The following is a 22,620-nucleotide window of genomic DNA, read 5'->3' on the forward strand; positions in this document are numbered from 1 at the left end:
TGTTACGTTTCATGGATGGATGTCGGCCAGCGCGGCGAAAACGGCGAGGCAGCCATCGCCGGAGGGCAGGCAGCCCATCCGTAAAAAGTTGCCAATATACAATAAATCATGCTTTTCAATCGCCACGCACTGAATGTGAGCAGAGTCTAAGCCGCCTCCGGCATCGATCCGATTCAATCCCGGGCTTCCTTGAGGAGGCGCAAACCGCCGAGTTAGCGGGCTGGTCTGTATCACGGCGGGAATTGTTACATCCGGATTTCTACGCGTTTCAAAAATACAACAGCACGATTGGATTTATTGGCTTTCCACCAAGTGCCGCCGTCATAATTGACCAAACCGATAACCTTGAACACTCAAGCAACTAAGGTGCAGGTTATCCGGGCATTCCGCATTTGCGTCTCGATGCCATGGATGACCGAGATTTATTAATAAAAGGAATTGAAACAATGAAGCACTCCCTCATGGCCGTCGCACTGTTCGGCGCATTCGCCGGCGCGGCACACGCACAAACCGCTGTCCAGATCTACGGCACCGTCGACGCTGGCGTCATCAAGCGTAGCGGCCAGACCCTGAACATCGGCAAGCGTGCTTCCAATACCCTCGGCTTCAAAGGGACCGAAGATCTGGGCAATGGCCTCAAGGCACTGTTCCAACTGGAAATGCGTTACGAGCCGGACACCGGCACCATTGAAATCGGCGGCAACGGCACCCAGCGTCCGCTGTTCCAGGGCCAGTCCCGCGTCGGCCTGCAGGGCGACTTCGGTATCGTCCGTATCGGCCGCGGCCTGACCCCGTACCACGAAACCATCGGCGCCTTCGATCCGTACCACGCGTCGCCGAGCCCGGCCGGTTTCTGGACCGACCTCACCGTCGCCGGCTACACCTCGCAGCCACTCGACGTCGTCGGCTATTCGAACAACCGCTTCTCGAACGCGGCCTGGTACAACTCGCCGATCATCAGCGGCTTCCAGCTGAACACCGCGATCGCCACCAAGGAAAGCGGCGGCGGCCCGGCCGTCGTCGGCCGCGGCACCGCGACCAACCCGCAATACCCGGTCGGCGCCGAAGCATCGGCCAACCCGTTCTCGATCAGCGGCACCTACAACAACGGTCCGGCCGCCTTCATGGCCGGCTACGAGCGCAACGCCATCGAATCGAAGGTCTGGTCGGTCGGCGCGTCGTTCGCCGCCACCCCGGAACTCAAGCTGATGGGCACCTATTCCAAGCAGGACCAGGAGCACAACCGCATCGCCAACGCCAATACCAAGGCGTGGGTGCTGGGCGCGAACTACACGATGGGCCCGGGCAAGGTGCTGGCTGGCTATGGCCAGAAGGACACCGACGGCCTGCAGAAGGTCAAGCAGCTGTCGCTGGGCTACGAGTACAGCCTGTCGAAGCGCACCTATCTGTACGTGGACGCGTCGCGCAAGAAGGGCATCAGTGCCGTGCAGTCGACCGTCAACCACTACGACGTCGGCGTGAACCACTCGTTCTAAGCTGAATCGGGCTACGGCCCGGAATCACGGGGCGGACATGGGCAACCATGCCCGCCCCTGTCACATCAGCGGGAAATACAGCAAATTTGTAGTTTTTAAGCAACGCCAGCAACTGCGCATGCATGACCTGTGCCCTGAGTCTGTACAGTGCGCCGTAGCAATGGCATATTGCCAAGGCGAGTAACTAAACGCTCGTTCGCAAAATAACATTGGAGATGCAATGAAGAAGAGTATTCTGGCCGCGCTGCTCGGCACCTGTTTCGCAACCTCGGCATTCGCGCAGTCCAGCGTGCAAATCTACGGCATCGCCGACGCAGGCGTGATGTTCCAGAAGGGCGGACCGACCAAGATCTTTAGCGGCGGCGCCGACGGCTCGCGCATTGGTTTCAAGGGCACCGAAGACATCGGCAACGGCTACAAGGCCATCTTCAACCTGGAAGCGCGCGTCGAACTCGACACCGGCACCCAGCAGCCGACCCTGATGAACGACAATCCTGGCGTCTACCTGCTCAAGGGCATGGATGCGATCCCGGTCACGATCCGCTCGCGCCTGCAGTCGCTGCTCCAGCCGGCAGGTGGCCCTGCCGTCAACCAGGAACGCGCACTGTTCGACCGTACCGCGATGGTTGGCCTGATCACCCCGGTCGGCGCAGTCCTGCTCGGCCGCATGTACACCCCTGGCTACGAAGTCTTCAACAAGGCTGACGCCTTCGAGTCCGGCACCGCCGGCACCTGGGGCCACATCACCGGCGGCACCGCCGGCTTCACCGCGCTGGGCGCCGACATCCGCTCGCAGGAAGCGGTCCAGTACCGCATCGCCCTGCCGAACGGCATCGGCGGCTCGCTGATGTACGGTCCGAAGGGTTCGGGCTACCTCGGCCGCTACAACAAGTTCCGCGCCGGCGCGCTGACCTACCAGGCCAACGGCTTCGACGTCGGCGTCGGCTACAACCACGGCTACGACCAGCAAAACCGTCCGAGCCTGCGCACCACCACCGTGGGCGGTTCGTACACGATGAACCAGTTCAAGTTCTTCGCCGGTTTCCACAGCCAGCGCAACACCAACTCGGCCCTGCTGGCCGACTACATCGGCGGCTGGGATGCCGGCGTGACCCCGGTCCTGACCCAGCAAGGCGTACCGGCGGCTAACCAGGCGGCGCTGCGCAACATCTTCGTCACCAACATCACCCGCAACACCCAGATCGACGCCAAGAGCTACCAGATCGGCGCGCACTACAACCTGGGCGGCGGCCGCATCATGGCATCGTACGCGCACCAGAACGACCGCCTGGCCTCGAACAGCGACGCCGACCTGTTCGCACTGGGCTACGACCACTTCCTGTCGAAGCGCACCGACCTGTACACCGTCGCCGCCGTCATCCGCAACCAGAACGACGGCCAGTACTCGCCGGGCACCTCGGGCAATCCGGGCGGCTTCACCAAGCGTCCTGGCGAAGACGGCCGCGCCCTGCAGATCGGCATCCGCCACCGCTTCTAAGAGTTTTTACTCTTGGCAAAAAGGACGCCCCCCGGGGCGTCTTTTTTTATGTCCGTCGGCTCCCTGGCCTCAGGTAAAATGACCGCCGGATTCCTTTACCTTCGACCTCATTCATGACCACTGACACGCTCGACGCCAACGCCGTTGTCCAATACCTGCTCGATCATCCGCAGTTCTTCGAGGAGCATGCCGGCCTGCTGGGCGAAGTCAAACTGTCGAGTCCGCTGACCGGCCGCGCCGTGTCGCTGCAGGAGCGCCAGATGGAAGTCATGCGCGGCAAATACCGCGTGCTGGAACTGCGCCTGGCCGAGCTGACCCGCCACGCCGAAGAAAACCATGCGATCGCCAACCGCTTTCACGCCTGGAACCAGGCCCTGCTGGGTTCGGATGGCGGCGCCGCGATGGCGCGCGACCTGGCCGACGCGCTGCGCACCGAATTCATGGTGCCGCAAGTCACCCTGCGCCTGTGGGACCTGGCGCCCGAGCATGCCGACGCCTGGTTCGCCCAGGGCGTATCGAGCGATGCACGCCTGTTCTCCGCCGGCCTGCGCGCGCCCTACTGCGGCCTGAACAACGACTTCGAAGCGGTGCGCTGGCTCGACGACCCGCTTGCCGTGCGCTCGACCGTGCTGCTGCCCCTGAGCACCGGCGGCAAGTGCTTCGGCCTGCTGGTGCTGGGCGCCCCCGACGCCGACCGCTTCACCGCGACCATGGCGACCGATTTCCTGGCCCACATCGCCGCTACCGCCAGCACCGCGCTGGCGCCGCTGCGCGCCTGACGCCATGACTGCGGCGCCAGAGCAGTCGCCGAACGACTGGCCAGCCCGCTACCTGGGCGAGCTGGCCACCCAGCGCCAGCTCTCGCCGCACACGGTCGCCGCCTACCGGCGCGACCTGCTCGAGCTCGCCACCCTTGCCGGCCACCACGACTGGCCGCGCCTGACCCACCACGACATCCGCCGCTTCGCCGCCAAACTGCATGCCGGCGGCCAGTCGGCGCGCTCGATCGCGCGCAAGCTCTCCGGCTGGCGCGGCTTTTATGAATGGCTGGCGCGCCAGCTTGCACTGGCGGCCAACCCGGTCGACGGCGTGCGCGCGCCGCGCCGCCCGAAGACCCTGCCCAAGGCACTGTCGGTCGACGATGCCGTGCAACTGATGGAAGCCAACGCCCACGGCCATCCCGAGCCGGCCGAACTGTGCGACCGCGCCATGTTCGAACTGCTGTATTCGAGCGGCCTGCGCGTGTCGGAACTTGCCAGCCTCGACATGGTCTATCAGGAAGGCGGCAACGGCGAGCCCGCCTCGCTCGGCTGGCTCGACCTGGCGGCCGGCGAAGTCGTGGTCACCGGCAAGGGCCGCCGCATGCGGCGGGTGCCGGTCGGCGCCCAGGCGCGTGCTGCGCTGGCGGCCTGGCTGGCGGTGCGTCCCGCCGCGCGCGACGGCAGCGCCGCGCTCTTCCTGTCCGCGCGCGCAAGCCGCATCACGCCGCGCGTGGTGCAGAACCGCCTGAAGGGGCATGCCCTGCGCGCCGGCACGCCGGTGAACGTCCATCCGCACGTACTGCGCCATTCGTTCGCCTCGCACCTGTTGCAATCATCGGGCGACCTGCGCGCGGTGCAAGAACTGCTCGGGCACGCCAGCATCACCTCGACCCAGGTGTATACCTCGCTCGACTTCCAGCACCTGGCCGCCGTGTACGACCGCGCCCATCCGCGTGCAAAAAGCAAATAAGCTTCACCGAACTGTTCAGCTTCGGCGTTTCGATATGAGCTGCGTCAAGACGCAGCACGGTTGATGGTGATGTGACACGAAATCCGGCATAATCGCCCGATTCTCGGCCCCGATGCGGGCCCAACCAGATATGTGGCAAACATGGAACCGATTCCCAGCACCATCCTCACCGGCTTCCTCGGCGCCGGCAAGACCACCCTCCTCAACCGCATCCTGCACGAGGACCATGGCCTGCGCATCGCCGTCATCGAAAACGAATTCGGCCAGGAAAACATCGACAACGAAATCCTGGTGCGCGACACCGGCGAGCAGATCGTCGAGATGAACAATGGCTGCATCTGCTGCACCGTGCGCGGCGACCTGATCGTGGCGCTGAACAATCTGGCGCAGAAACGCGCCGCGGGCGAGATCAGTTTCGACCGCGTGGTAATCGAAACCACCGGCCTGGCCAACCCGGGGCCGGTGGCGCAGACCTTCTTCGTGGACGAAGAAGTGGGCGCTAACTACATGCTGGATGCCGTGGTCACCGTGGTCGACGCGCGCCATGCGATGGATCAGCTCGACCAGCACGAAGAAGCGCAGCGCCAGGTCGGTTTTGCCGACAAGATCCTGCTCTCGAAAACAGACCTGGTCGATGCCGCCGCGGTCGATGCGTTAAAAGCCCGCCTGCGCCGCATCAACCCGCGCGCGCCGATCACGACGAGCGACTTCGGCCGTGCGCCGATTGCGGACGTGCTCGACCTGCGCGGCTTCAACCTGAACGACAAGCTCGAACTGGATCCGGACTTCCTGCGCACGGAAGACGCGCATGATCACGACCATGAGCACGGCGAAGCCTGCGGCCACGATCACGTCCACAGCGACGCCTGCGCGACCCAAGACCATCATCACAGCCACCATACCGACGACATCGCCGCCTTCGTGTTCAAGAACGAGCGCGCCTTCGACCCGGAGCGCCTTGATCAATTCTTGGGCAGCATGGTGCAGGTCTTCGGCCCGCAAATGCTGCGCTACAAGGGCGTGCTGTCGATGGCCGGCGCCGAGCGCAAGGTGGTTTTCCAAGGCGTGCATCAAATCATGGGCAGTGACCTCGGCGCAAAGTGGGGCGAGGATGAAACCCGTTGCAGCAAAATGGTATTTATTGGTAAAAATTTACCAAAAGACGTATTTATCCGCGGACTCGAACAGTGTTTGGTATAAACTACATCAGTTTTGCGGGCAGGCCCGGGCCCGCCTGGCGACCTGCCACGACGATGTCTGGCAGGCCGGGCATCCGTCCCATCCTCACTATTTCAGGGTCGGGACAGGCAGCGAAGGACGGCGGTCGCCGTCCGGGCAGCAGCCTCACGGTCACCGTGTTGCAAGGTGTTAATGCTGAGTTTGCTGCTAAAATGAAAACCTCTGTCGTATCGAAGGCATCATGACTAAAACAACGAAACCGAATACCGCCGCGCAGCTCGAAGAACGCCTTCTGACGGAAGATGAAATTCGGGCGATGGGCGACGACGACTACATGAATCCGGCCCAGCTGGCGTTCTTCCGCAACCGGCTCCAGGAGCTGGAAAAGGAACTGCTGAAAAACGCCGGAGAAACCACCGAGCACCTGCGCGAAACCGTCCTGGTCCCCGACCCGGCCGACCGTGCGACCATCGAAGAAGAGCACGCACTCGAACTGCGTACCCGCGACCGCGAGCGCAAGCTGCTCAAGAAGGTCCAGCAGTCGCTGCAATCGATCGACTCGGGCGAATACGGCTGGTGCGAAGAAACCGGCGAACCGATCGGCATCCCGCGCCTGATCGCCCGCCCGACCGCGACGCTGTCGCTGGAAGCCCAGCAGCGCCGCGAACTCAAGCAAAAGCTCTACGGCGACTGATCCGCCCCTTCCCTACCGAAAAAGCATGCTCCGCAAGGCGCATGCTTTTTTCTTTTATGTGACCCGGGTCTCGGGTGCTTCATTTACATTTCCCATCGGATACACTAGCGTGCGTAGGGTCCAACGCAGCGTGCGCACAGCACACGCCGGGCGCAGCCGTGCTACCGTCATGCACGTTCTGGACTTGTTCATTTAACCACTGGCGATCCGATGGGCCTGTTCTCCTTCCTGAAGAAAAAGAACGACGCGCCTGGCGAGGGCTTCCTTGCCACACCCGATACGCGCCTGCGTGCCGGCGAGCCCTCGCGCCTGCACAGCGAAGCCGAGCGCGAACGCCAGCGCGAGATCGCGCGCGCCACCGCCGCCAAGATCGACGAGATCGAGCTGGCGATGGCCTCCGACATCTTCAATGACGAGCCGGCCTGGGGCAGCGCCGTGCGCCGTCCGGCCGCCGCTTCCCCCGACACGCCGGAGCCGGCCACGGCCGACGAGGCGCCCGAGGCCGCGGCCCTGCCGGCCAGCGCGCCCGCCGTCGAGGAAAGCGCCATCCTGTATGCCAACGGCCAGGCTGCGCTCGCCGAACAAGTGCTGCGCGAGAGCCTGGAAGGCTTCGGGCAAACCGAACGCCTGCCCTGGTGGATGCTGTTCGACCTCTACCAGGCGACCGGGCGCGAAGCCGAGTTCGAGAGCATCGCCATCGACTACGCCAGCCATTTCGAGACCTCGCCTCCGGCCTGGCAGCCCTTGACGCCGGCCTCCATCCCGGCCCAGGTGGCGGGCATCGCCGCCTCGGAATCCTTCGGCCCCGTGCTCGACGGCAGCATCGACCCGCGCCTGCAACGCCTGCTCGCGTCGAACTCGCCGCTGGTGCGCATCGACGTCGGCGCCGTGCGCAGCAGCGATGCCGAAGGCTGCGCCCTGCTGCTGGCGGCCCTGCAAACGCTGCGCCGGAATGGACGCGAGCTGGTGCTGGCCGGCGCCGACACCCTGCTGGCGGTGCTGCGTCCGATGCTGGCCGTCGGCGAGCGCAGCGCGGGCGAAGCACCCTGGCTGCTGCTGCTCGAGCTGCTCCTGCTTCTGGGGCGCGAAAAGGATTTCGAGGAATCGGCGATGGATTATTGCGTCACCTTCGAGGTGTCGCCGCCCTCCTTTGAGACGCCGCAACACGTGACCACCGCCGCCCCGGCGCCGGCGGCCGGCGACCGCTTCCTGCTGCCGCCGCTCGCCGCCGGCAATTGCGCGCCCCTGTTCGAGGCGATCGACGCCTATGCCGAGGGGCGCGAGCTGCTGGTGCTGGACTGCTCGCGGCTGGCGCGCATGGATTACGCCTGCGCAACCGCGCTGCAGGGCCGCCTGCGCCCCCACACCGTGCAAGGCCGCCGCGTCGAACTGCGCGAACTGAACCACCTGGCGGCTGCCCTGCTGCGCCTGCTCGGCTATGGCGACAGCGGTGGTATCCGGCTGTATCCGCACCGCTACTGAGCAATTTTTACCGCACCGTTTTTCCTGCCCGACAGTTTTTGGACGGCGATTGTCTTGCAATTTTATGCAGCCACCCCATCTGCGGGATGCTAGACAACCACGAGGCTAAAAATGGAACAATTTCACGGCACCACCATCGTCAGCGTACGGCGCGGCAGCCAGGTCGCGCTCGGCGGCGATGGCCAGGTCACGCTGGGCAGCGTCGTCATGAAGGGCTCGGCGCGCAAGGTGCGTACGCTCTATCAGGGCAAGGTCTTGTGTGGCTTCGCCGGCGCCACCGCCGACGCCTTCACCCTGCTCGACCGCTTCGAAGGCAAGCTGGAAAAGCACCAGGGCAACCTGCTGCGCGCCTCGGTCGAACTGGCCAAGGACTGGCGCACTGACCGCATGCTGAGCAAGTTGGAAGCAATGCTGCTGGTGGCCGACCGCGAAGTCACCCTGATCATTACCGGCAATGGCGACGTGCTCGAGCCCGAAGACGGCCTCGGCGCGATCGGTTCGGGCGGCGTGTACGCCCAGTCCGCCGCCAAAGCCTTGTTCGAGAATACCGACATGCCGCCGGGCGAGGTCGTGAAGAAAGCGCTGACCATTGCCGGTGAGCTGTGCATCTACACCAACATGTCCCACATCATCGAGACCCTGGAATGAACCAGTCCCCCATCATGAACATGACGCCACCCGAGATCGTCTCGGAACTGGACAAGCACGTGGTCGGCCAGGGCAAGGCCAAGCGCGCGGTCGCGATCGCGCTGCGTAACCGCTGGCGCCGCCAGCAGGTGGCCGAGCCGCTGCGCCACGAGATCACGCCGAAGAACATCCTCATGATCGGCCCGACCGGCGTGGGCAAGACCGAGATCGCGCGCCGCCTGGCCAAGCTGGCCGACGCGCCCTTCATCAAGATCGAGGCCACCAAGTTCACCGAGGTCGGCTATGTCGGCCGCGACGTCGACACCATCATCCGCGACCTGATCGACATCGGCGTCAAGCAGACCCGCGCCAGCGAGCAGAAGAAGGTGCGCCAGCGCGCCGAAGACGCCGCCGAAGACCGCGTGATCGACATCCTGGTGCCGCCGGCGCGCGACTTCGGTTTCAACACGCCTGCCCCGGGCACCGACGGCAAGGAAGGCGACACCACCCGCCAGACCTTCCGCAAGCGCCTGCGCGAAGGCTCGCTCGACGACCGCGAGATCGAGATCGACGTGGCCGAGGTGGCGCCGCAGATGGAAATCATGGCGCCGCCGGGCATGGAAGAAATGACCGAGCAGATCAAGTCGATGTTCGCGGGCGTGGGCAGCGCCCGCAAGAAGCCGCGCAAGATGAAGATCAAGGATGCGATGAAGCTGCTGGTGGATGAAGAAGCCGCCAAGCTGGTCAACGAGGATGAGCTCAAGCAGAAGGCGATCGCCAATGTCGAGCAGAACGGCATCGTCTTCCTCGACGAGATCGACAAGATCGCCACTCGTTCCGAACACGGCGGCGCCGACGTCTCGCGCGCCGGCGTGCAGCGCGACCTGCTGCCGCTGGTCGAGGGCACCACGGTGAACACCAAGTACGGCATGATCAAGACCGACCACATCCTGTTCATCGCCTCGGGCGCCTTCCACCTGGCCAAGCCGTCCGACCTGATCCCGGAACTGCAGGGCCGCTTCCCGATCCGGGTCGAACTCGAATCGCTGTCGATCGAAGACTTCAAGAGCATCCTGACCTCGACCGATGCCAGCCTGACCAAGCAGTACGAGGCGCTGCTGGCCACCGAAGGCGTGACGGTCGACTTCACGAGCGAGGGCATCCACCGCCTGGCCGAGATCGCGTTCTCGGTCAACGAACGCACCGAGAACATCGGCGCGCGCCGCCTGTACACGGTGATGGAAAAGCTGCTCGAGGAAGTCTCGTTCAGTGCCGGCGCCGAACAGGCGCAGCTGGTGACGATCGACGCGGCCTATGTCAACGACCGGCTCGACAAGCTCGCGGTGAACGAGGACCTGTCGCGCTACGTGCTGTAATTTCAGGAGAGGAGACGGCGATGGCAAACAAGGCATTGGCGACGCGGCAGAAGATGCGGCTGCGGATCGAGCCTTCCCAACAAGCACTCAAGCCGCGCAACCCGATCGCGGCGCTGGCCAAGGCCAGGTCGGCCGGTGCGCACGCCAAGCCCCTGTCGAGCGAGCGCCAGCAGGCCAAGCGCGCGCTCAAGCAGGCCAAGCTGGTGGCGGACGACGACTGACCCGCATCCTCCCTGCTGACTGATTCCCCTTGGCGGGCCGCGCATGCGTGCCCGCCTTTTTTATGTCTCCGGTTTTGTTTTTTGCTGTTGCAGGGTGCGGGCGGGATGACCCTGCGACGCGTGGGCGGAATCTGACTACCTTACGGTATTGCCTGGCGCACAATTCGCGGTTACAGTCAGCCGTCACCCATCCATTACAGGACAGCCATGAGTTCACCCGAGCTGGTACTCGACGTGCTGCGCGCGGAACTGCGCGCGGCCAGCATCACGTACAAGGAACTGGCCACCCGCATCGGCGTGAGCGAATCGAGCGTCAAGCGCCTGTTCGGGCAGAAGGACATGGCCTTGTCGCGGCTGGCGCAGATCTGCCAGGTGACCGGCATCGCGCTGGAAGACGTGCTGCGGCGCGCGGCCGATGCGCGGTCGCAGGCGGACGCCCTCACCCTGCCGCAGGAGACCTCGCTGGTGGCCAACCCGCGCCTGCTGCTCATGGCGATCTGCTGCCTCGGGCACTGGAGCCTGGAACAGGTGATCGAAACCTACCGCCTGACCGAGCCGGAATGCATCACGCTGCTGACCCAGCTCGACCGCCTCGGGCTGATCGAACTGAAACCCCTGAACCGCTACAGCCTGCGCGTCTCGAACGCCTTCCGTTGGCTGCCGGACGGGCCGGTGCAGCGTTATTTCCGCGAGCATGTGGTGGAAGATTATTTCGCGGGCAGGTTCGACCGGCCCGGCGAAGCCCTGATGTGCCTGCCGGCGCGGCTGTCGGCGGCGAGCGCCCAGGAGCTGGGGCAGAAGATCGAACAGCTGGCCGGGGAACTGGCGCGCCTGCATCGCAACGACCGGCGCCTGCCGCCTGGCGAGCGCGAGGGGTTCACGCTGCTGCTGGGTTTCAGGTCCTGGGAATTCGCGGCCTTTACAGCGCTGCGGCGCGGGTAAGCTGTTCAGCCATTGCCTGCGGCGTTGGCATTTACTGCACCTGCGAGGGCTGTCCCACCGGGCTGTTGACCGAGCGGGTCGGCGGCGGCATCTGCACCTGGTTCGGTGGCGGCGGCTGCTGCGCGCCCTGGGGCGGGGCATCGGGAGTGGCGTTGGCCGAGTCGGCAGGATCGGGTGGCGCGGGGGTGTCGGGCAGCGGTGGACCGGCGCCGCGGCCGACCGGCGCTCCGGCTGCCATGCCCGGCGGCGCGGACACGGCGCCCGGCGAGGTTTGCGGCTCGACGCCCGGGGGCGGCGCCACCGCCACCGGCTGCTGCGGGGGCGGCATGATGGCGCCGCCGCCTTGCGAGGCGCCGGCGGCCTGGGCCAGCTCGACGCGCTTCATGATGCCGCCTTCGGACAGCATCACATAGCGCGGATGCACTTCCGCCACCGTCACGCCCGGTACGATTTCGCGGCCGATGCGCACGGCTTTCGGCGGCGAGCCCTCGGCCACCAGGATCACGGCGCTGTCGCGCCCGGCCGAGACGACGCCGGTCAGCTGGTAGCTGGACACGGCCACCACGGTCGGCTGGCCGCCAAACAGGGTGGCGGCCGCGTCCGGGCTCGGCTCGGCCTGGGCCACCACAGGTGGCGGGGCCAGCGGGCGCTGTGCAGGCTTGTACAGCTGCAGGAACCAGTAGGCGATCGACACCGCCAGCAGGATCAGCGCGAGCAGGGTAAAGAGTAAGGGCAAACGCTTGTTCATCAGGTTCCTTGCTTGTTTTTCCGGCTCAGCCTATTGGACCAATTGATTGATTTCGATGATCGGCATCAGCACCGCCAGCACGATCAGCAGCACCACCAGGCCCATCGCCAGGATCAGCACCGGCTCCAGCAGGCCGGCAATGGTCAGGGTGCGGCGCTCGAGGTCGGCCTGCTGCGAATTGGCCGCGCGCTCGAGCATGGCCGGCAGCTCGCCGGTGATTTCGCCGGCGCGGATCATGTGCACCAGCATCGGCGGGAACAGCTTCTGGGCCGACAGGGCGCGCGCCAGGCTCACGCCTTCGCGCACGCTGGCCGTCGCCTGCTCGACCAGTTCGGCCATCGCCACGTTCGAGAGCGTGTCGCGGCTGGTTTCCAGCGCGCGCAGGATCGGCACGCCCGAGCCGGTGGTGATCGCCAGGGTGCTGGCAAAACGCGCGGTGTTCAGGCTGCGCTCGAACTTGCCATAGACGGGCGCGGTGAGCAGCCAGGTATGCCAGCGGCGCTTCAGGTCGGGGTTGCGCAGCGCGCGCCGCCACATCCAGAACGCGCCCACCAGCAGGATGCCGACATAGATGCCATAGTCGCGCACGAAGTCCGACACCGCCAGCATCATCGTGGTGAGAAGCGGCAGCTTTTGCTTGGTGTTGGCGAACACCGAAACGATCTGCGGCACCACATAGGTGAGCAGGAAGATGACGATGGCAAAGGCCACCACGGTGACGATGGCCGGATAGGTGAAGGCCAGGCGCACCTTCTGCACCAGCGCGTTGCGGCGCTCGATGTAGTCGGCCAGGCGCGAGAGCACGCGCGAGAGCTGGCCGATCTGCTCGCCCGACGACACCAGCGCGCGGTAGATTTCGGCGAAGTCGCGCGGGTGGCGCGACAGTGCGCTGGAGAAGGCCGAGCCGCCGATGACTTCGGAGCGGATCGAGGCGATCAGGTCGCGCACATACGGACGCTCGGCCTGCTCCAGCAGGGCGGTAAACGCCTGTTCCAGCGGCAGGCCGGCTTCGAGCAGGCTGGCCAGCTGGCGCGTGAACAGCGCCAGCTCGACCTGCGACAGGCGCTCGCCGAAGCCGCGCGACTTGGCCACGCCGGCATCGTCGAGCTGGGCGGCGATCTGCTCGACGCTCAGGGGTGTGAGGCCTTGCGTGCGCAGGTCAGAGCGCGCCGAGCGCGGGTTGTCGGCGTTGACCACGCCCTTGCGGGTGCTGCCGGCGGCATCGACGGCCTCGTAGCGGAAGGCGGGCATCCGTCAGTCCTTGGTCACGCGCACCAGCTCGGCGCGTGTCGTGGTGCCGTCCGCCAGCCAGCGCTCGCCATCCTCGCGCATCATCTTCATGCCGGTCTTCTGGGCGGCGGCGCGGATGTCGGCTTCGGAAGCCTGGTTGTGGATCTGTGCGCGGATTTCTTCGGTGGTCTCCAGCAGCTCGTAGACGCCGACCCGGCCGTGGTAGCCGGTGTGGCCGCAGCGCTCGCACCCGACCGCATGCCAGCCGGTCGCATCCTGCACCTTGCACTGCGAGCAGAGTTTGCGCACCAGGCGCTGGGCCATCACGCCGAGCAGGGACGAGGACAGCAGGAAGGGTTCGATGCCCATGTCCAGCAGGCGGGTGACTGCCGAGGCGGCATCGTTCGTGTGCAGGGTCGCCAGCACCAGGTGGCCGGTGAGCGAAGCCTGCACCGCGATCTGGGCGGTTTCCAGGTCGCGGATCTCGCCGATCATGATCACGTCCGGGTCCTGGCGCAGGATCGCGCGCAGCGCCTTGGCGAAGGTCATGTCGATGCGGGCATTGACCTGGGTCTGGCCGACGCCGTTTAGGTCGTACTCGATCGGGTCTTCCACCGTCATGATGTTGGTGGTCGCGGCGTTCAGGCGCGACAGCGCGGCGTACAGCGTGGTGGTCTTGCCCGAACCGGTCGGGCCGGTGACCAGCACGATGCCGTGCGGCTGGTTGATCAGGCGGTCGAACTGCGGCAGCATGTCCGGCGCCATGCCGAGGTGGCTTAAATCGAGGCGCCCGGCTTCTTTATCCAGCAGACGCAGCACGGCGCGCTCGCCGTGGCCGGTCGGCAGGGTCGAGACGCGCACGTCGACCGGTTTACCGCCGATGCGCAGCGTGATGCGGCCGTCCTGCGGCAGGCGCTTCTCGGCGATGTCGAGCTGCGACATGATCTTGATACGCGAAATGAGCGAGGCGTGGATGGCTTTCTTCGGGCGCACGATGTCGCGCAGCGCACCGTCGACGCGAAAGCGCACGACCGAGGTCTGCTCGAAGGGCTCGATGTGGATGTCGGACGCGCCTTCGCGCAGCGACTGGGTGAGCAGCGCATTGATCATGCGGATCACGGGCGCGTCGTCGGAGGATTCGAGCAGGTCTTCGATGGCGGGAACGTCCTGCAGCAGTTTGGTGAGGTCGAGGTCGGCATCGAACTCGTCCGCCACCTGCGAGGCGTCGCCGCCGGCGCCGGCATAGGCCTTGGCGATGGCGTCGTCGAGCTCGTCGCGGTCGAGGCGGCGCAGGGCGATGCGCCCAAAGCGGCGCGAGACCTCCGCAATGGCGGCGGGGGCGGTGGCGCCGGAGACCAGCACTTCGATGGCCTGGCCTGCGTCGTCGCCGCTGCGCGCCAGCACGCCGTGGTCACGGGCAAAGGCGTAAGGCAACAGATTGTTCATGGTCGCTTTATTTCTGGTTCGATGGCGTGACCGGACGGAACTGCGAGCCAGGACGCTGCTGTTGCTGCGGCTGTGCCTGCTGGCCCTGCGGAACCGGCTGGCCGCTGGCCGCACCCGGCGCGCTACCCACCGCCGGGGCGGTCTGCACCGGCGTGGTCGCCATCGCGCCGCCGGTCGGCGGCTGGCCATTGGTCAGCGGCGGCAGCAGCGGCGCGCCGAGGTCGCGCATCAGGACCGATTCCTGTTGCGTCTGGCCGGCGGCGCCGACGCCGCGCATGTATTCGTAACGGTCCATTGCCAGGGAAGCCGAGGCTTCCTTGCTGCGCACCACCACAGGACGCAGGAACACCATCAGGTTGGTCTTGGTCCGGTTGCGGCTGCGGTACTTGAACAAATTGCCCAGGATCGGGATGTCGCCCAGCCCGCGCACTTTCTCTTCGCCATCGCCCTCGGTGTCTTCGATGAGGCCGCCGAGCACGACGATCTGGCCATCGTCGGCCAGCACATTGGTTTCGATCGCACGCACGTTGGTGGTCACGCCCGAGGCCAGGGTGCGGGTGGACGTGTCGACGCTCGAATTCTCGTGGTAGATCGCCATCTTGATGGTACCCCCTTCCGAGATCTGCGGGCGCACCTTGAGCAGCAGGCCGACGTCCTTGCGGTCGATGGTCTGGAAGGGATTCGAGCTGCCGCTGGTGCCGGTGGTGAACGAGCCGGTGATGATCGGCACGTTCTGGCCGACCTTGATGGTCGCCAGTTCGTTGTCGAGCGTGATCATGTTCGGCGTCGACAGGATGTTGGCATTGCCGTCGTTCTCGAGGAAGCGCGCCACCGCGCCCAGGCCGAGGTTGCCGGCCACCTGGCGGAACAGGCCGATCGACAGGCCGCCCGGCAGGCTCGGGATCGAGTCGCCGGACAGGCCGGTGGTGGCGGCCGCGGCCAGGTTGACGATGTTGCTGTTGCCGTTGGTGGCGAAGGACTGCAGGCCGCCGATGCGGTATTTGCTGTCGGAGTCGCCGCTGGCGCCGACCCACTGCACGCCGAATTCGGAGGCCTTGTTGGAGGTGACCTCGACCACCAGCGCCTCGATGTAGACCTGGGCGCGGCGCACGTCGAGCATGTCGATCACGCTGCGCAGGTTGCGGTAGATCGCGTCCGGCGCGGTGATGATCAGGCTGTTGGTCGAGACATCGGCCTGGATGAAGCCCGAGCCCTGGGCCCCGCCGGCGCCGCCCGCGGTCTGCTGGCCCTGCTGGCCGAAGCTGTTGCCGCTGCCGCCCATGCCGGCGCTGCTCTGCTGGCCCTGCTGGCCGCCGAGGCCGCCCTGTCCGCCCTGGCCGCCGGTGGTGCTGCCGGCCTGGATCGAGCCGCCCGATGTGCCCTGCTGTTGCTGCGGCAAGGCCGAGGTATCCTGCGACACGACGGCGCGCAGGGTCTGCGCGACGCGGCTGGCTTCGGCGTTCTTCAGGTAGACGACGTGGATGTTGCCTTGCGACGAGGTTTGCGCATCGAGGCGGGCGATCAGGGCCTTGGCCAGGTTGGCGCGCGCCTGCGAAGGCGCACGCACCACCACCGAATTGGTGCGCGGATCGGCCAGCACGCTTACGCGCCCCGAATCGCCGCCGGCCGCCGGTTCCATCAGGCGGGTGACGAGCGCGGCGATGTCGCTGGCAATCGCATTGCGGATCGGGATGACGTCGAGGTCGGCCGCCACCGGGGTGTCGAGCGCGCCGATGATCTTGGCCAGGCGACGCAGGTTGTCGGCGTAGTCGGTGATGACCAGGGTGTTGTTGCCCGGGTTCGCCATGATGGAATTGTTGGGCGAAATCAGCGGGCGCAGCACGGCGGTCAGGTTGGCGGCCGACTCGTACGACAGGTAGAACACCTGGGTCGCGATCTGGTCGCCGGTTGCCTTGCTGGCGCGCACGCCGCCGACCTGGGTCGGCGAGGACTGGGCCTTGGCTTCGGCTTCAGGCACCACCTTGGCATAGCCGTCGCCGCTGGTGACCACGGCAAAGCCCTGCAGGCGCAGCGTCGAGGTCAGCAGGCCGAAGGCCTGGGTTTTACTGAGCGATTTTTCCGACACCAGGGTGATCGTGCCCTTCACGCGCGGGTCGATGATGAAGGTCATGCCGGTGTAGTGGCCGATGGCCTTGATCACCGATTCGATGTCGGCGTTGACGAAGCTCAGCGCCGCGGCGTTCGCACTCTCCTGTGCCCAGGCCGGCGCCGGCGGCAGCACGGCAGCCGAGGCGCAGCACAACATGGCGCCGGCTGCCAGGCGGCGCAGCGCAGGGAAACGGAAGGTGGTGCGGATAGTTGTTTTCATTATCTGAACTCGAGTGCGATTATATTTTTACCGTTCACCATACGACGCTGGCCCAGCAGGTTGAGCATATTGCCCAGCGTCGCTTCGTATCCTTCGGCGGCCGAGGCCTGGCCGGAAAAGCGCAGGCGGCCGTTTTGCAGCATACCGGAGCCCGACAGTAAAAGCGCACCGCGCACGGTACGCAAATTCAGGTCGGCTGCATTGCCGCGCCAGTTGAATGCCATTTCATAGCTGCCCAGCGGCTTGACCGACGACATGCGCGAGCCCATGTCCGACAGGGTCAGCACGGTGCGGCCCTGGATCGCCACCGCATTGCCCTGGCGCAGCAGGTCGAGCGTATTCCATACCAGCCGGATGGTGCCGGAGAGCGCCAGCGTATTGAGCGGCGCCCCGAGCCCGGCCAGGCCTTCGGCCGGCAGCAGCAATTCACCGCTGCTCACCTGCCATTGCGACCAGCTGCCTTCGATGCGTACCGGGCGCACCAGCGCCTGCGGGTTTTCCAGTGTCATGCTGACCTGGCCGAACAGCACCAGCGGCGACAGGGTCCAGGCAAAGCGTCCCGGCAGCAGCGGCGTAACCGCCCCGCCCTGGCCCGGCGCCCCGCCCACGAAAGCCGAGCCGTTCCAGAGCGTACCTTGCGCATCTCCCAGAGTCAAACGGCCGCCGGTCTGCTGTTCGACGACCGGCCCCAGCCACGAGGCGGGGAGGAAGGCGAGCACCGTGACCAGCACGGCCAGCGCCGTCGGCACCAGCCACAGGAAGAAACGCTTCATTGGGCTGCGCCATTGTTCTGGCGTAGCGTCAGCGTGGCATCGACCTGCCCCACGGCAGCCAGGGCCGTGAAGGCGCCATCCTGCACCTGCACCCGGTTCTCGCGCCGCTGGGCATCCAACCAGGACACCAGGTTGGCGAAGGACACGCCATTGAACTGGACCTTGGCATATTCGCCGGTCATGGTGATGGAGCCGGCCGTGAGGCCGCGCTGGCCCATGCTGGCGAGCAGGGCTTCGCGCGTCATGGGTGGCGCGGGCGGCGCCGGGTTGGCGGCCACGGTGGAGGCTTCGGCGGCCAGGGTCTGCAGCTGGGCGGCCTGCTGGCGCAGCGCCGGCAGCGAGCGGCGCAGGGTGTCGCGCCCTTCGATGGCCGGGGCCAGCAGCAGCGCATAGACCAGCGCGACCAGGACGACGGCGGCGCCGATCGCCAGGAACTTGCGCTCTTGTTCGGTGCGGGCCAGCCAGTAGGTCAGCGCGCGTTCGCGCACGGCGCCAAATTTGGCGCCGATGTTTGCTGCAGCCTTCATTGCGGACCTCCTGTAACCGGTGCCGTACTGCGGATCACCCAGGTTGCGGGTGCGGTCTCTTCCAGAGTCATATTGCGCGCCCCGAGCGCTGCGCGCAACTGCCCACTTGAGGCAGGATCAACCGTTTCGGGTTTGACGCGCACGGTCAGCGCGCGTTCCCGGAACTCCATTGACGCAATGCCGGGCGGGCGACCAAGACCGCGTACCGCTTCGCCGAACACGCCCGCGATCCAGCCGAACTCGTCGGGGCCGATCTGGCCACCGGCCAGCTTGGCGCGTGCAATGTTCTGGCGCATCTGCGCCACCGGATCGATGACCGGCTGGTTCGGATAGGCGCTGCGGAAGGTCTGGGCCATTTCCTGGCGCACCGCATCGGCTTCGCGCTTCAGGCGCAGCCATTCGATGTTGACCCCGATGATATTGACCACGACCGCGGCCAGCGCCAGGCGGATCGGCCAGCGCCAGCGGCTCCAGTCGCGCTGGGCGACGCCGGCGGTGCCCAGGCCCGGCACCAGATCGAGGGTCGAGGTTTTTGATCCGGCGATCCAGTGCTCCCACGCATCGGCCTCCAGCGTGACGCCAGGACCGGCCTCGAGCAGCAGCGCCTGGTATTCCCCCAGCTGCTCAGGCGGCACGTACAACACCATCGGCGCGTCGCCCGACAGTGCGCGCGCCGTCTGTAGCGCCATTTGAGGGTTGCCGTCGAGCTCCAGTCCGATGCCTTCGTACTGGCCCTGGCGCAGCAGCAATTCGCCATGGCCGATGGCAGCACTGACGCTGCCCGGCAGCAACGGCAGGCACAGCTGCGACGGGATGGCGGCGACGGCGCGCGCGCCCATGCCGAGCAGGGCTTTCACCATCTGCTCGAGCCAGCTGCGGTGGACCACGCCGACCGCGCGGCGGCCGTCGGGCAAGGCAGGACCGGCGACCAGCACGCAGTCGAGCGGATCGCCCAGGATCTGTTCTTCGACCAGGCCCGGCAGCGCCGCGCGCAGGCGTGCGGCGCTCAGGGGTGGGGCCTGGACCGCGAGCATGGTGACGTCGGCGCCGGCCAGCAACAGCACGACGCGGCGGCAGGCCGCGATCACGTCGCCCAGGTTGTGCAGCGCGCCTTCGCCCTGCTGCTCGATGGCGCCGGTGTCGGATACCAGGGCGAAGCGGCACAGTGCGCCCTCGCCTGCGGCCCGCGCCGGGTGCCGGATATAAAGTGTAGTCAAACTGTCTCGCTTTCTTCTAGTTTTGGCGGGTCCAGATTACATTGGTGCCGCCGCCGCCGATCACGCCTTCTTTGCGCTCGATGAGCGACTCGGCGTTCAGGGCGGCGCGATCCAGGCGGATCCGGCTCTGCACCAGGAACCAGTTACTTTTTACGCTGGCAAGCTCGTCCGGCAAGTCCTCCGCGAGCTTGACCTGCGACTTGAACAGCGCCAGCTGGTTCCAGGGTAGTCGCTTGCGGCCCTCGACCAGCCTGTTGGCCTCGGATAGCGACATGTTCGGCACCAGCGCCGCCAGCAGCTCGGCAGGCACCGTATTCACGTTCAGCGACGTCGGCGCCGACGGCAGCACGATCAGATAGGGCCGCAGCGTTGCCAGCACTTCCGGCGTGACGCCCTGCACCGCGAGCAGGTCGTCCACCTGCAGCACCGGGATCGGCACGCCGCTGGCCGGCGGCACCACCAGCGGCGTGCCCGTCTCCGGCGTTGGCGGCGGCTGGTCTTGCATTGGCACCTGCTGCCCCTGTGCAACAAAAATCCCGATACGCTCGGCCAGCCGCGCATCCAGGCGCAATTGCGTCAGCAGCCGCTTGAAAATATCTTCCTGCGCCTTCACGCGCTGCCGGTTCTGCGCCAGGTTGGCCAGATTGTAACGCGACGTGGCATCAACGATATTACCCGACAGCGAGGCATCGAAGCTCTCTCCTTCGACCCGTTCGCGTTCGATGTACTGGTCGAGCCGGGTTTCGGCCAGCGGCGTGGCCCAGACCTGGTCGAGCGAGGTGTAGGTGGAGGTATAGCTGTCCTGGCGCAGCACCAGGCTGGCCCAGTCGAGCGCGCCGCGCAGGATCCACTGGGTCTGCAGTTGCAGGCGCTGGTTTTCCATCGAGCGCACTTGCACCTGCTGCTGCCAGAACAGGCTGGCGACGATCGAGATGGCCAGCGTGGTCAGCAGCAAGGCGGTGACCACGGCGACGCCGCGCTGGCGCAGCGAAGGAGGCATCGGGCGCGCCATCAGGTGCCCCCGAGCAGGAAGTACTTGACCATCGGCCCGGCCAGCCCCTGCGAAGTGAGCGCGACCTGGATGCCGCGCGCGTCCTCGAGCTGGGCGCCTTCGGTCACCGGCACCGGCTCCTTGTGCCAGGCATTGTTCTGCCAGGACTGGACCTGCATCGCGGCCAGGCCGGTCTGCAGCGTGACCGGCGGCGCCGATTCGGAAGGCGCATCGCTGGCGGCGGCCTGCCACAGCGCGTCGAGCTGGGACAGGTCGCGCGTGCCGCGCGATTCGCGCCGCACCAGGGCGCCGTTGACGATGCGGTAGGACACCACGGCCAGCTGCGAGGGCTCGTTCTCGTTGTAGACCTTGCGCACCAGCGTGAGCCGGTTGTCTTCCCATTGCAAGTTGGGGCGGCGGCCGACGATGGCGCGTTCGGCCAGGTGTTCGCCGTCGCTCTGCATCTGCGCGAACGCCAGCTGCATGCCGCGCGTGACTTCCATGTTCTCGGTGAGCGCGATGCGGGCGCGCACGATGCCGTCCAACCCGCGCCAGCCGAGCACGGCCAGGATGGCGAGGATGCTGATCGCCACCAGCAGCTCGACAAGGGTAAAGCCGGCGCGGCGCCGCCGCGTGGCCGAACGAATAGCTGGAGTCATGTGCGGGAAGGCCTCAGGACGAGCTGTATCAGTTTGACGATGCGGCGCTCGGGACGTTCGGCGTCGAACACCGATACTTCGATCCGGCGCAATTGCGGGTTCGGGCTGGTGATGACTTCTTCTTCGCAAATGAGCTGGAGGTCGCCCTGGGCACAGGGAAAATTGCGTTTGCCCACGGGAGGAAATTCGCGGCCCAGGCGGATCTGCACCAGCCGGTTTTCGGCCGACCAGGTCGCCATCATCGACGAGCGCAGGCCGGCGCTGTTCGAAGTCAGGCTGCCGACTGCGCGCAGGCCGGCGCCGAGGGCGGTGCCGACGATGACCAGCGCCACCAGCACTTCGAGCAGGGTGAAGCCAGGTGCGGCGGACGGACGGCGCAGGGGCATGGTCATGGGACGCTTCACTCCACCGTAAAGTGGCCGACGCCGTCGGCACGGATCGCGACCGCATCGTCGCCGGCGGCCAGGGTCAGCACGAAGGGCTTGTCGACCGGCTCGCGGCCGAAAACGATGCGCAGGGCGTTCGGGTTGGCGCCGGAATTGGGTTCGAGCACGAGGCGCAGCGGGCCGCTCTTGAAGATCCGTTCGCGCAGCAGATCGTCGCGCGTGACCGGCTCCCAGCCGGTGTCGGTGCGCACGATGAAGCGGTAGCGTTCGGGATTGGCCTCAAAGGCCACCTGGCGGTTGCGCACGATGGCTTCGTCACGCGCCAGCTGCAGCAGCAAGGCGATGCGCTGGGCTTCCTGCTGCAGGTTCTGGCGCGGCGACGGGATGGCGTTGAGCGAAGCGAGTCCCAGCGTGATGCCGATGATGACCATCACGACCAACAGCTCCACCAGGGTGAAGCCGGCTGCCCTGCGCAGGGCGCCATGGGCCCGCATAAAAAACCTTATTCCCAGGAACCGACGTCGGCATCCTCGCCGGTACCGCCGGGCTGGCCATCGGCGCCCAGCGAGAAGATGTCCACTTCGCCGTGAATGCCTGGCGACAGGTACTGGTAGCCATTACCCCATGGGTCTTTTGGCAGCTTTTCGAGATAGCCGCCGGATTTCCAGCCGTTCGCGGCCGGGCCGGAGGTCGGCTTGGTGACCAGGGCAACCAGGCCCTGCTCGGTGCTCGGGTAGCGCTGGTTGTCGAGCTTGTAGAGCTTGAGGGCCTGCATCATGGTGGCGATGTCGACCTTGGCGGCGGTCACGCGCGACTCGCCGGTGCGGCCCAGCAGCTTCGGCACGACCAGGGCGCCGAGGATGCCGATGATGACCACCACGACCATGATCTCGACCAGGGTGAAACCGCGTGCGCGGCGCTGCTTACGTTGCGAATCAATGTGCATAGATAATCTTTGCAATAAGTCGGTTGAAGCGAAACAGGTTAGCCGATGTCAGCAGGACTCGCCCGCTGCGGGTTAGCAATTGTATGCCAGCTTTCCGTGCGCCGCCTTTCTTAATTGTGTGG

24 protein-coding genes are annotated in these 22,620 nt (G+C 66.1%); 11 read left to right on the forward strand and 13 right to left on the reverse strand.

What is annotated here, in order from left to right; translation table 11 throughout:
• Window positions 1-9 precede the first annotated feature (9 nt).
• Window positions 10-177, reverse strand: coding sequence for a hypothetical protein (locus AC56LR_RS08275; protein ID WP_497129368.1), 168 nt, complete (start codon window positions 175-177; stop codon window positions 10-12).
• A gap of 269 nt (window positions 178-446) precedes the next feature.
• Between AC56LR_RS08275 and AC56LR_RS08280 the strand changes: the two genes are divergently transcribed.
• The 11 genes from AC56LR_RS08280 to AC56LR_RS08330 all read left to right on the forward strand — a co-directional run bounded on the left by AC56LR_RS08280 (window position 447) and on the right by AC56LR_RS08330 (window position 11,246).
• Window positions 447-1,496: a porin gene (locus tag AC56LR_RS08280; protein ID WP_497129370.1), complete on the forward strand. Its 1,050-nt coding sequence runs from the start codon at window positions 447-449 to the stop codon at window positions 1,494-1,496.
• 220 nt (window positions 1,497-1,716) lie between these two features.
• Complete coding sequence (locus tag AC56LR_RS08285; protein WP_497129372.1) at window positions 1,717-2,994, forward strand: porin; 1,278 nt, start codon at window positions 1,717-1,719, stop codon at window positions 2,992-2,994.
• A 113-nt stretch (window positions 2,995-3,107) separates the two neighbouring features.
• Window positions 3,108-3,773, forward strand: a complete 666-nt coding sequence (locus AC56LR_RS08290) for a DUF484 family protein (protein WP_497129374.1) — start codon at window positions 3,108-3,110, stop codon at window positions 3,771-3,773.
• A gap of 4 nt (window positions 3,774-3,777) precedes the next feature.
• The gene (gene xerC, locus AC56LR_RS08295; protein ID WP_497129376.1) at window positions 3,778-4,725 is read left to right on the forward strand and encodes a tyrosine recombinase XerC; all 948 of its coding nucleotides are present in this window, start codon (window positions 3,778-3,780) and stop codon (window positions 4,723-4,725) included.
• A 141-nt stretch (window positions 4,726-4,866) separates the two neighbouring features.
• Window positions 4,867-5,925 (forward strand): CobW family GTP-binding protein, encoded by a 1,059-nt coding sequence (locus tag AC56LR_RS08300; RefSeq protein ID WP_497129378.1) that lies wholly within the window; start codon window positions 4,867-4,869, stop codon window positions 5,923-5,925.
• A 220-nt stretch (window positions 5,926-6,145) separates the two neighbouring features.
• Window positions 6,146-6,598, forward strand: a complete 453-nt coding sequence (gene dksA / locus AC56LR_RS08305; RefSeq protein ID WP_259210780.1) for an RNA polymerase-binding protein DksA — start codon at window positions 6,146-6,148, stop codon at window positions 6,596-6,598.
• Between the two features lie 210 nt (window positions 6,599-6,808).
• Window positions 6,809-8,080, forward strand: coding sequence for an STAS domain-containing protein (locus AC56LR_RS08310; RefSeq protein WP_497129380.1), 1,272 nt, complete (start codon window positions 6,809-6,811; stop codon window positions 8,078-8,080).
• Between the two features lie 111 nt (window positions 8,081-8,191).
• A complete protein-coding gene (gene hslV / locus AC56LR_RS08315; protein ID WP_497129382.1) occupies window positions 8,192-8,728 on the forward strand; it encodes an ATP-dependent protease subunit HslV in 537 nt (178 codons plus the stop codon).
• Between the two features lie 14 nt (window positions 8,729-8,742).
• A complete protein-coding gene (gene hslU, locus AC56LR_RS08320) occupies window positions 8,743-10,083 on the forward strand; it encodes an ATP-dependent protease ATPase subunit HslU (protein WP_497129707.1) in 1,341 nt (446 codons plus the stop codon).
• Window positions 10,084-10,103: 20 nt separating this feature from the next.
• Window positions 10,104-10,304: a hypothetical protein gene (locus AC56LR_RS08325; protein WP_497129384.1), complete on the forward strand. Its 201-nt coding sequence runs from the start codon at window positions 10,104-10,106 to the stop codon at window positions 10,302-10,304.
• A gap of 207 nt (window positions 10,305-10,511) precedes the next feature.
• Window positions 10,512-11,246: a helix-turn-helix domain-containing protein gene (locus tag AC56LR_RS08330; RefSeq protein WP_497129386.1), complete on the forward strand. Its 735-nt coding sequence runs from the start codon at window positions 10,512-10,514 to the stop codon at window positions 11,244-11,246.
• Between the two features lie 31 nt (window positions 11,247-11,277).
• On the opposite strand, the gene AC56LR_RS08335 is transcribed toward AC56LR_RS08330, so the two are convergent.
• Genes AC56LR_RS08335 through gspG form a run of 12 tightly spaced genes read right to left on the reverse strand, consistent with a single transcriptional unit; the run spans window position 11,278 to window position 22,498 of the window.
• Entirely contained in the window at window positions 11,278-11,994 is a 717-nt protein-coding gene (locus AC56LR_RS08335; RefSeq protein ID WP_497129388.1) for a hypothetical protein, read from the reverse strand.
• 30 nt (window positions 11,995-12,024) lie between these two features.
• Complete coding sequence (gspF, locus tag AC56LR_RS08340; protein ID WP_497129390.1) at window positions 12,025-13,245, reverse strand: type II secretion system inner membrane protein GspF; 1,221 nt, start codon at window positions 13,243-13,245, stop codon at window positions 12,025-12,027.
• A 3-nt stretch (window positions 13,246-13,248) separates the two neighbouring features.
• The gene (gene gspE / locus AC56LR_RS08345) at window positions 13,249-14,670 is read right to left on the reverse strand and encodes a type II secretion system ATPase GspE (protein WP_497129392.1); all 1,422 of its coding nucleotides are present in this window, start codon (window positions 14,668-14,670) and stop codon (window positions 13,249-13,251) included.
• Between the two features lie 7 nt (window positions 14,671-14,677).
• Window positions 14,678-16,999 (reverse strand): type II secretion system secretin GspD, encoded by a 2,322-nt coding sequence (gspD, locus tag AC56LR_RS08350; protein ID WP_497129394.1) that lies wholly within the window; start codon window positions 16,997-16,999, stop codon window positions 14,678-14,680.
• Complete coding sequence (gene gspN / locus AC56LR_RS08355) at window positions 16,999-17,772, reverse strand: type II secretion system protein N (RefSeq protein WP_497129396.1); 774 nt, start codon at window positions 17,770-17,772, stop codon at window positions 16,999-17,001. Before gspN ends, gspD begins: the two co-directional genes overlap by 1 nt.
• Complete coding sequence (locus AC56LR_RS08360) at window positions 17,769-18,299, reverse strand: type II secretion system protein M (protein ID WP_497129398.1); 531 nt, start codon at window positions 18,297-18,299, stop codon at window positions 17,769-17,771. Before AC56LR_RS08360 ends, gspN begins: the two co-directional genes overlap by 4 nt.
• Window positions 18,296-19,516, reverse strand: a complete 1,221-nt coding sequence (gene gspL / locus AC56LR_RS08365) for a type II secretion system protein GspL (protein WP_497129400.1) — start codon at window positions 19,514-19,516, stop codon at window positions 18,296-18,298. Before gspL ends, AC56LR_RS08360 begins: the two co-directional genes overlap by 4 nt.
• Window positions 19,517-19,532: 16 nt before the next feature.
• The gene (gene gspK, locus AC56LR_RS08370) at window positions 19,533-20,516 is read right to left on the reverse strand and encodes a type II secretion system minor pseudopilin GspK (protein ID WP_497129401.1); all 984 of its coding nucleotides are present in this window, start codon (window positions 20,514-20,516) and stop codon (window positions 19,533-19,535) included.
• A gap of 11 nt (window positions 20,517-20,527) precedes the next feature.
• On the reverse strand, window positions 20,528-21,166 hold the full coding sequence (locus tag AC56LR_RS08375; RefSeq protein ID WP_497129403.1) for a PulJ/GspJ family protein: 639 nt from the start codon (window positions 21,164-21,166) through the stop codon (window positions 20,528-20,530).
• The gene (gene gspI / locus AC56LR_RS08380) at window positions 21,163-21,558 is read right to left on the reverse strand and encodes a type II secretion system minor pseudopilin GspI (protein ID WP_497129405.1); all 396 of its coding nucleotides are present in this window, start codon (window positions 21,556-21,558) and stop codon (window positions 21,163-21,165) included. The genes AC56LR_RS08375 and gspI overlap by 4 nt, the downstream gene beginning before the upstream one ends.
• Window positions 21,559-21,566: 8 nt before the next feature.
• Complete coding sequence (locus AC56LR_RS08385; RefSeq protein ID WP_497129406.1) at window positions 21,567-22,046, reverse strand: GspH/FimT family pseudopilin; 480 nt, start codon at window positions 22,044-22,046, stop codon at window positions 21,567-21,569.
• 8 nt (window positions 22,047-22,054) lie between these two features.
• Window positions 22,055-22,498, reverse strand: coding sequence for a type II secretion system major pseudopilin GspG (gene gspG / locus AC56LR_RS08390; RefSeq protein WP_497129408.1), 444 nt, complete (start codon window positions 22,496-22,498; stop codon window positions 22,055-22,057).
• Window positions 22,499-22,620: the final 122 nt, after the last annotated feature.

The organism is Telluria sp. ZT3P39, from assembly GCF_059685935.1.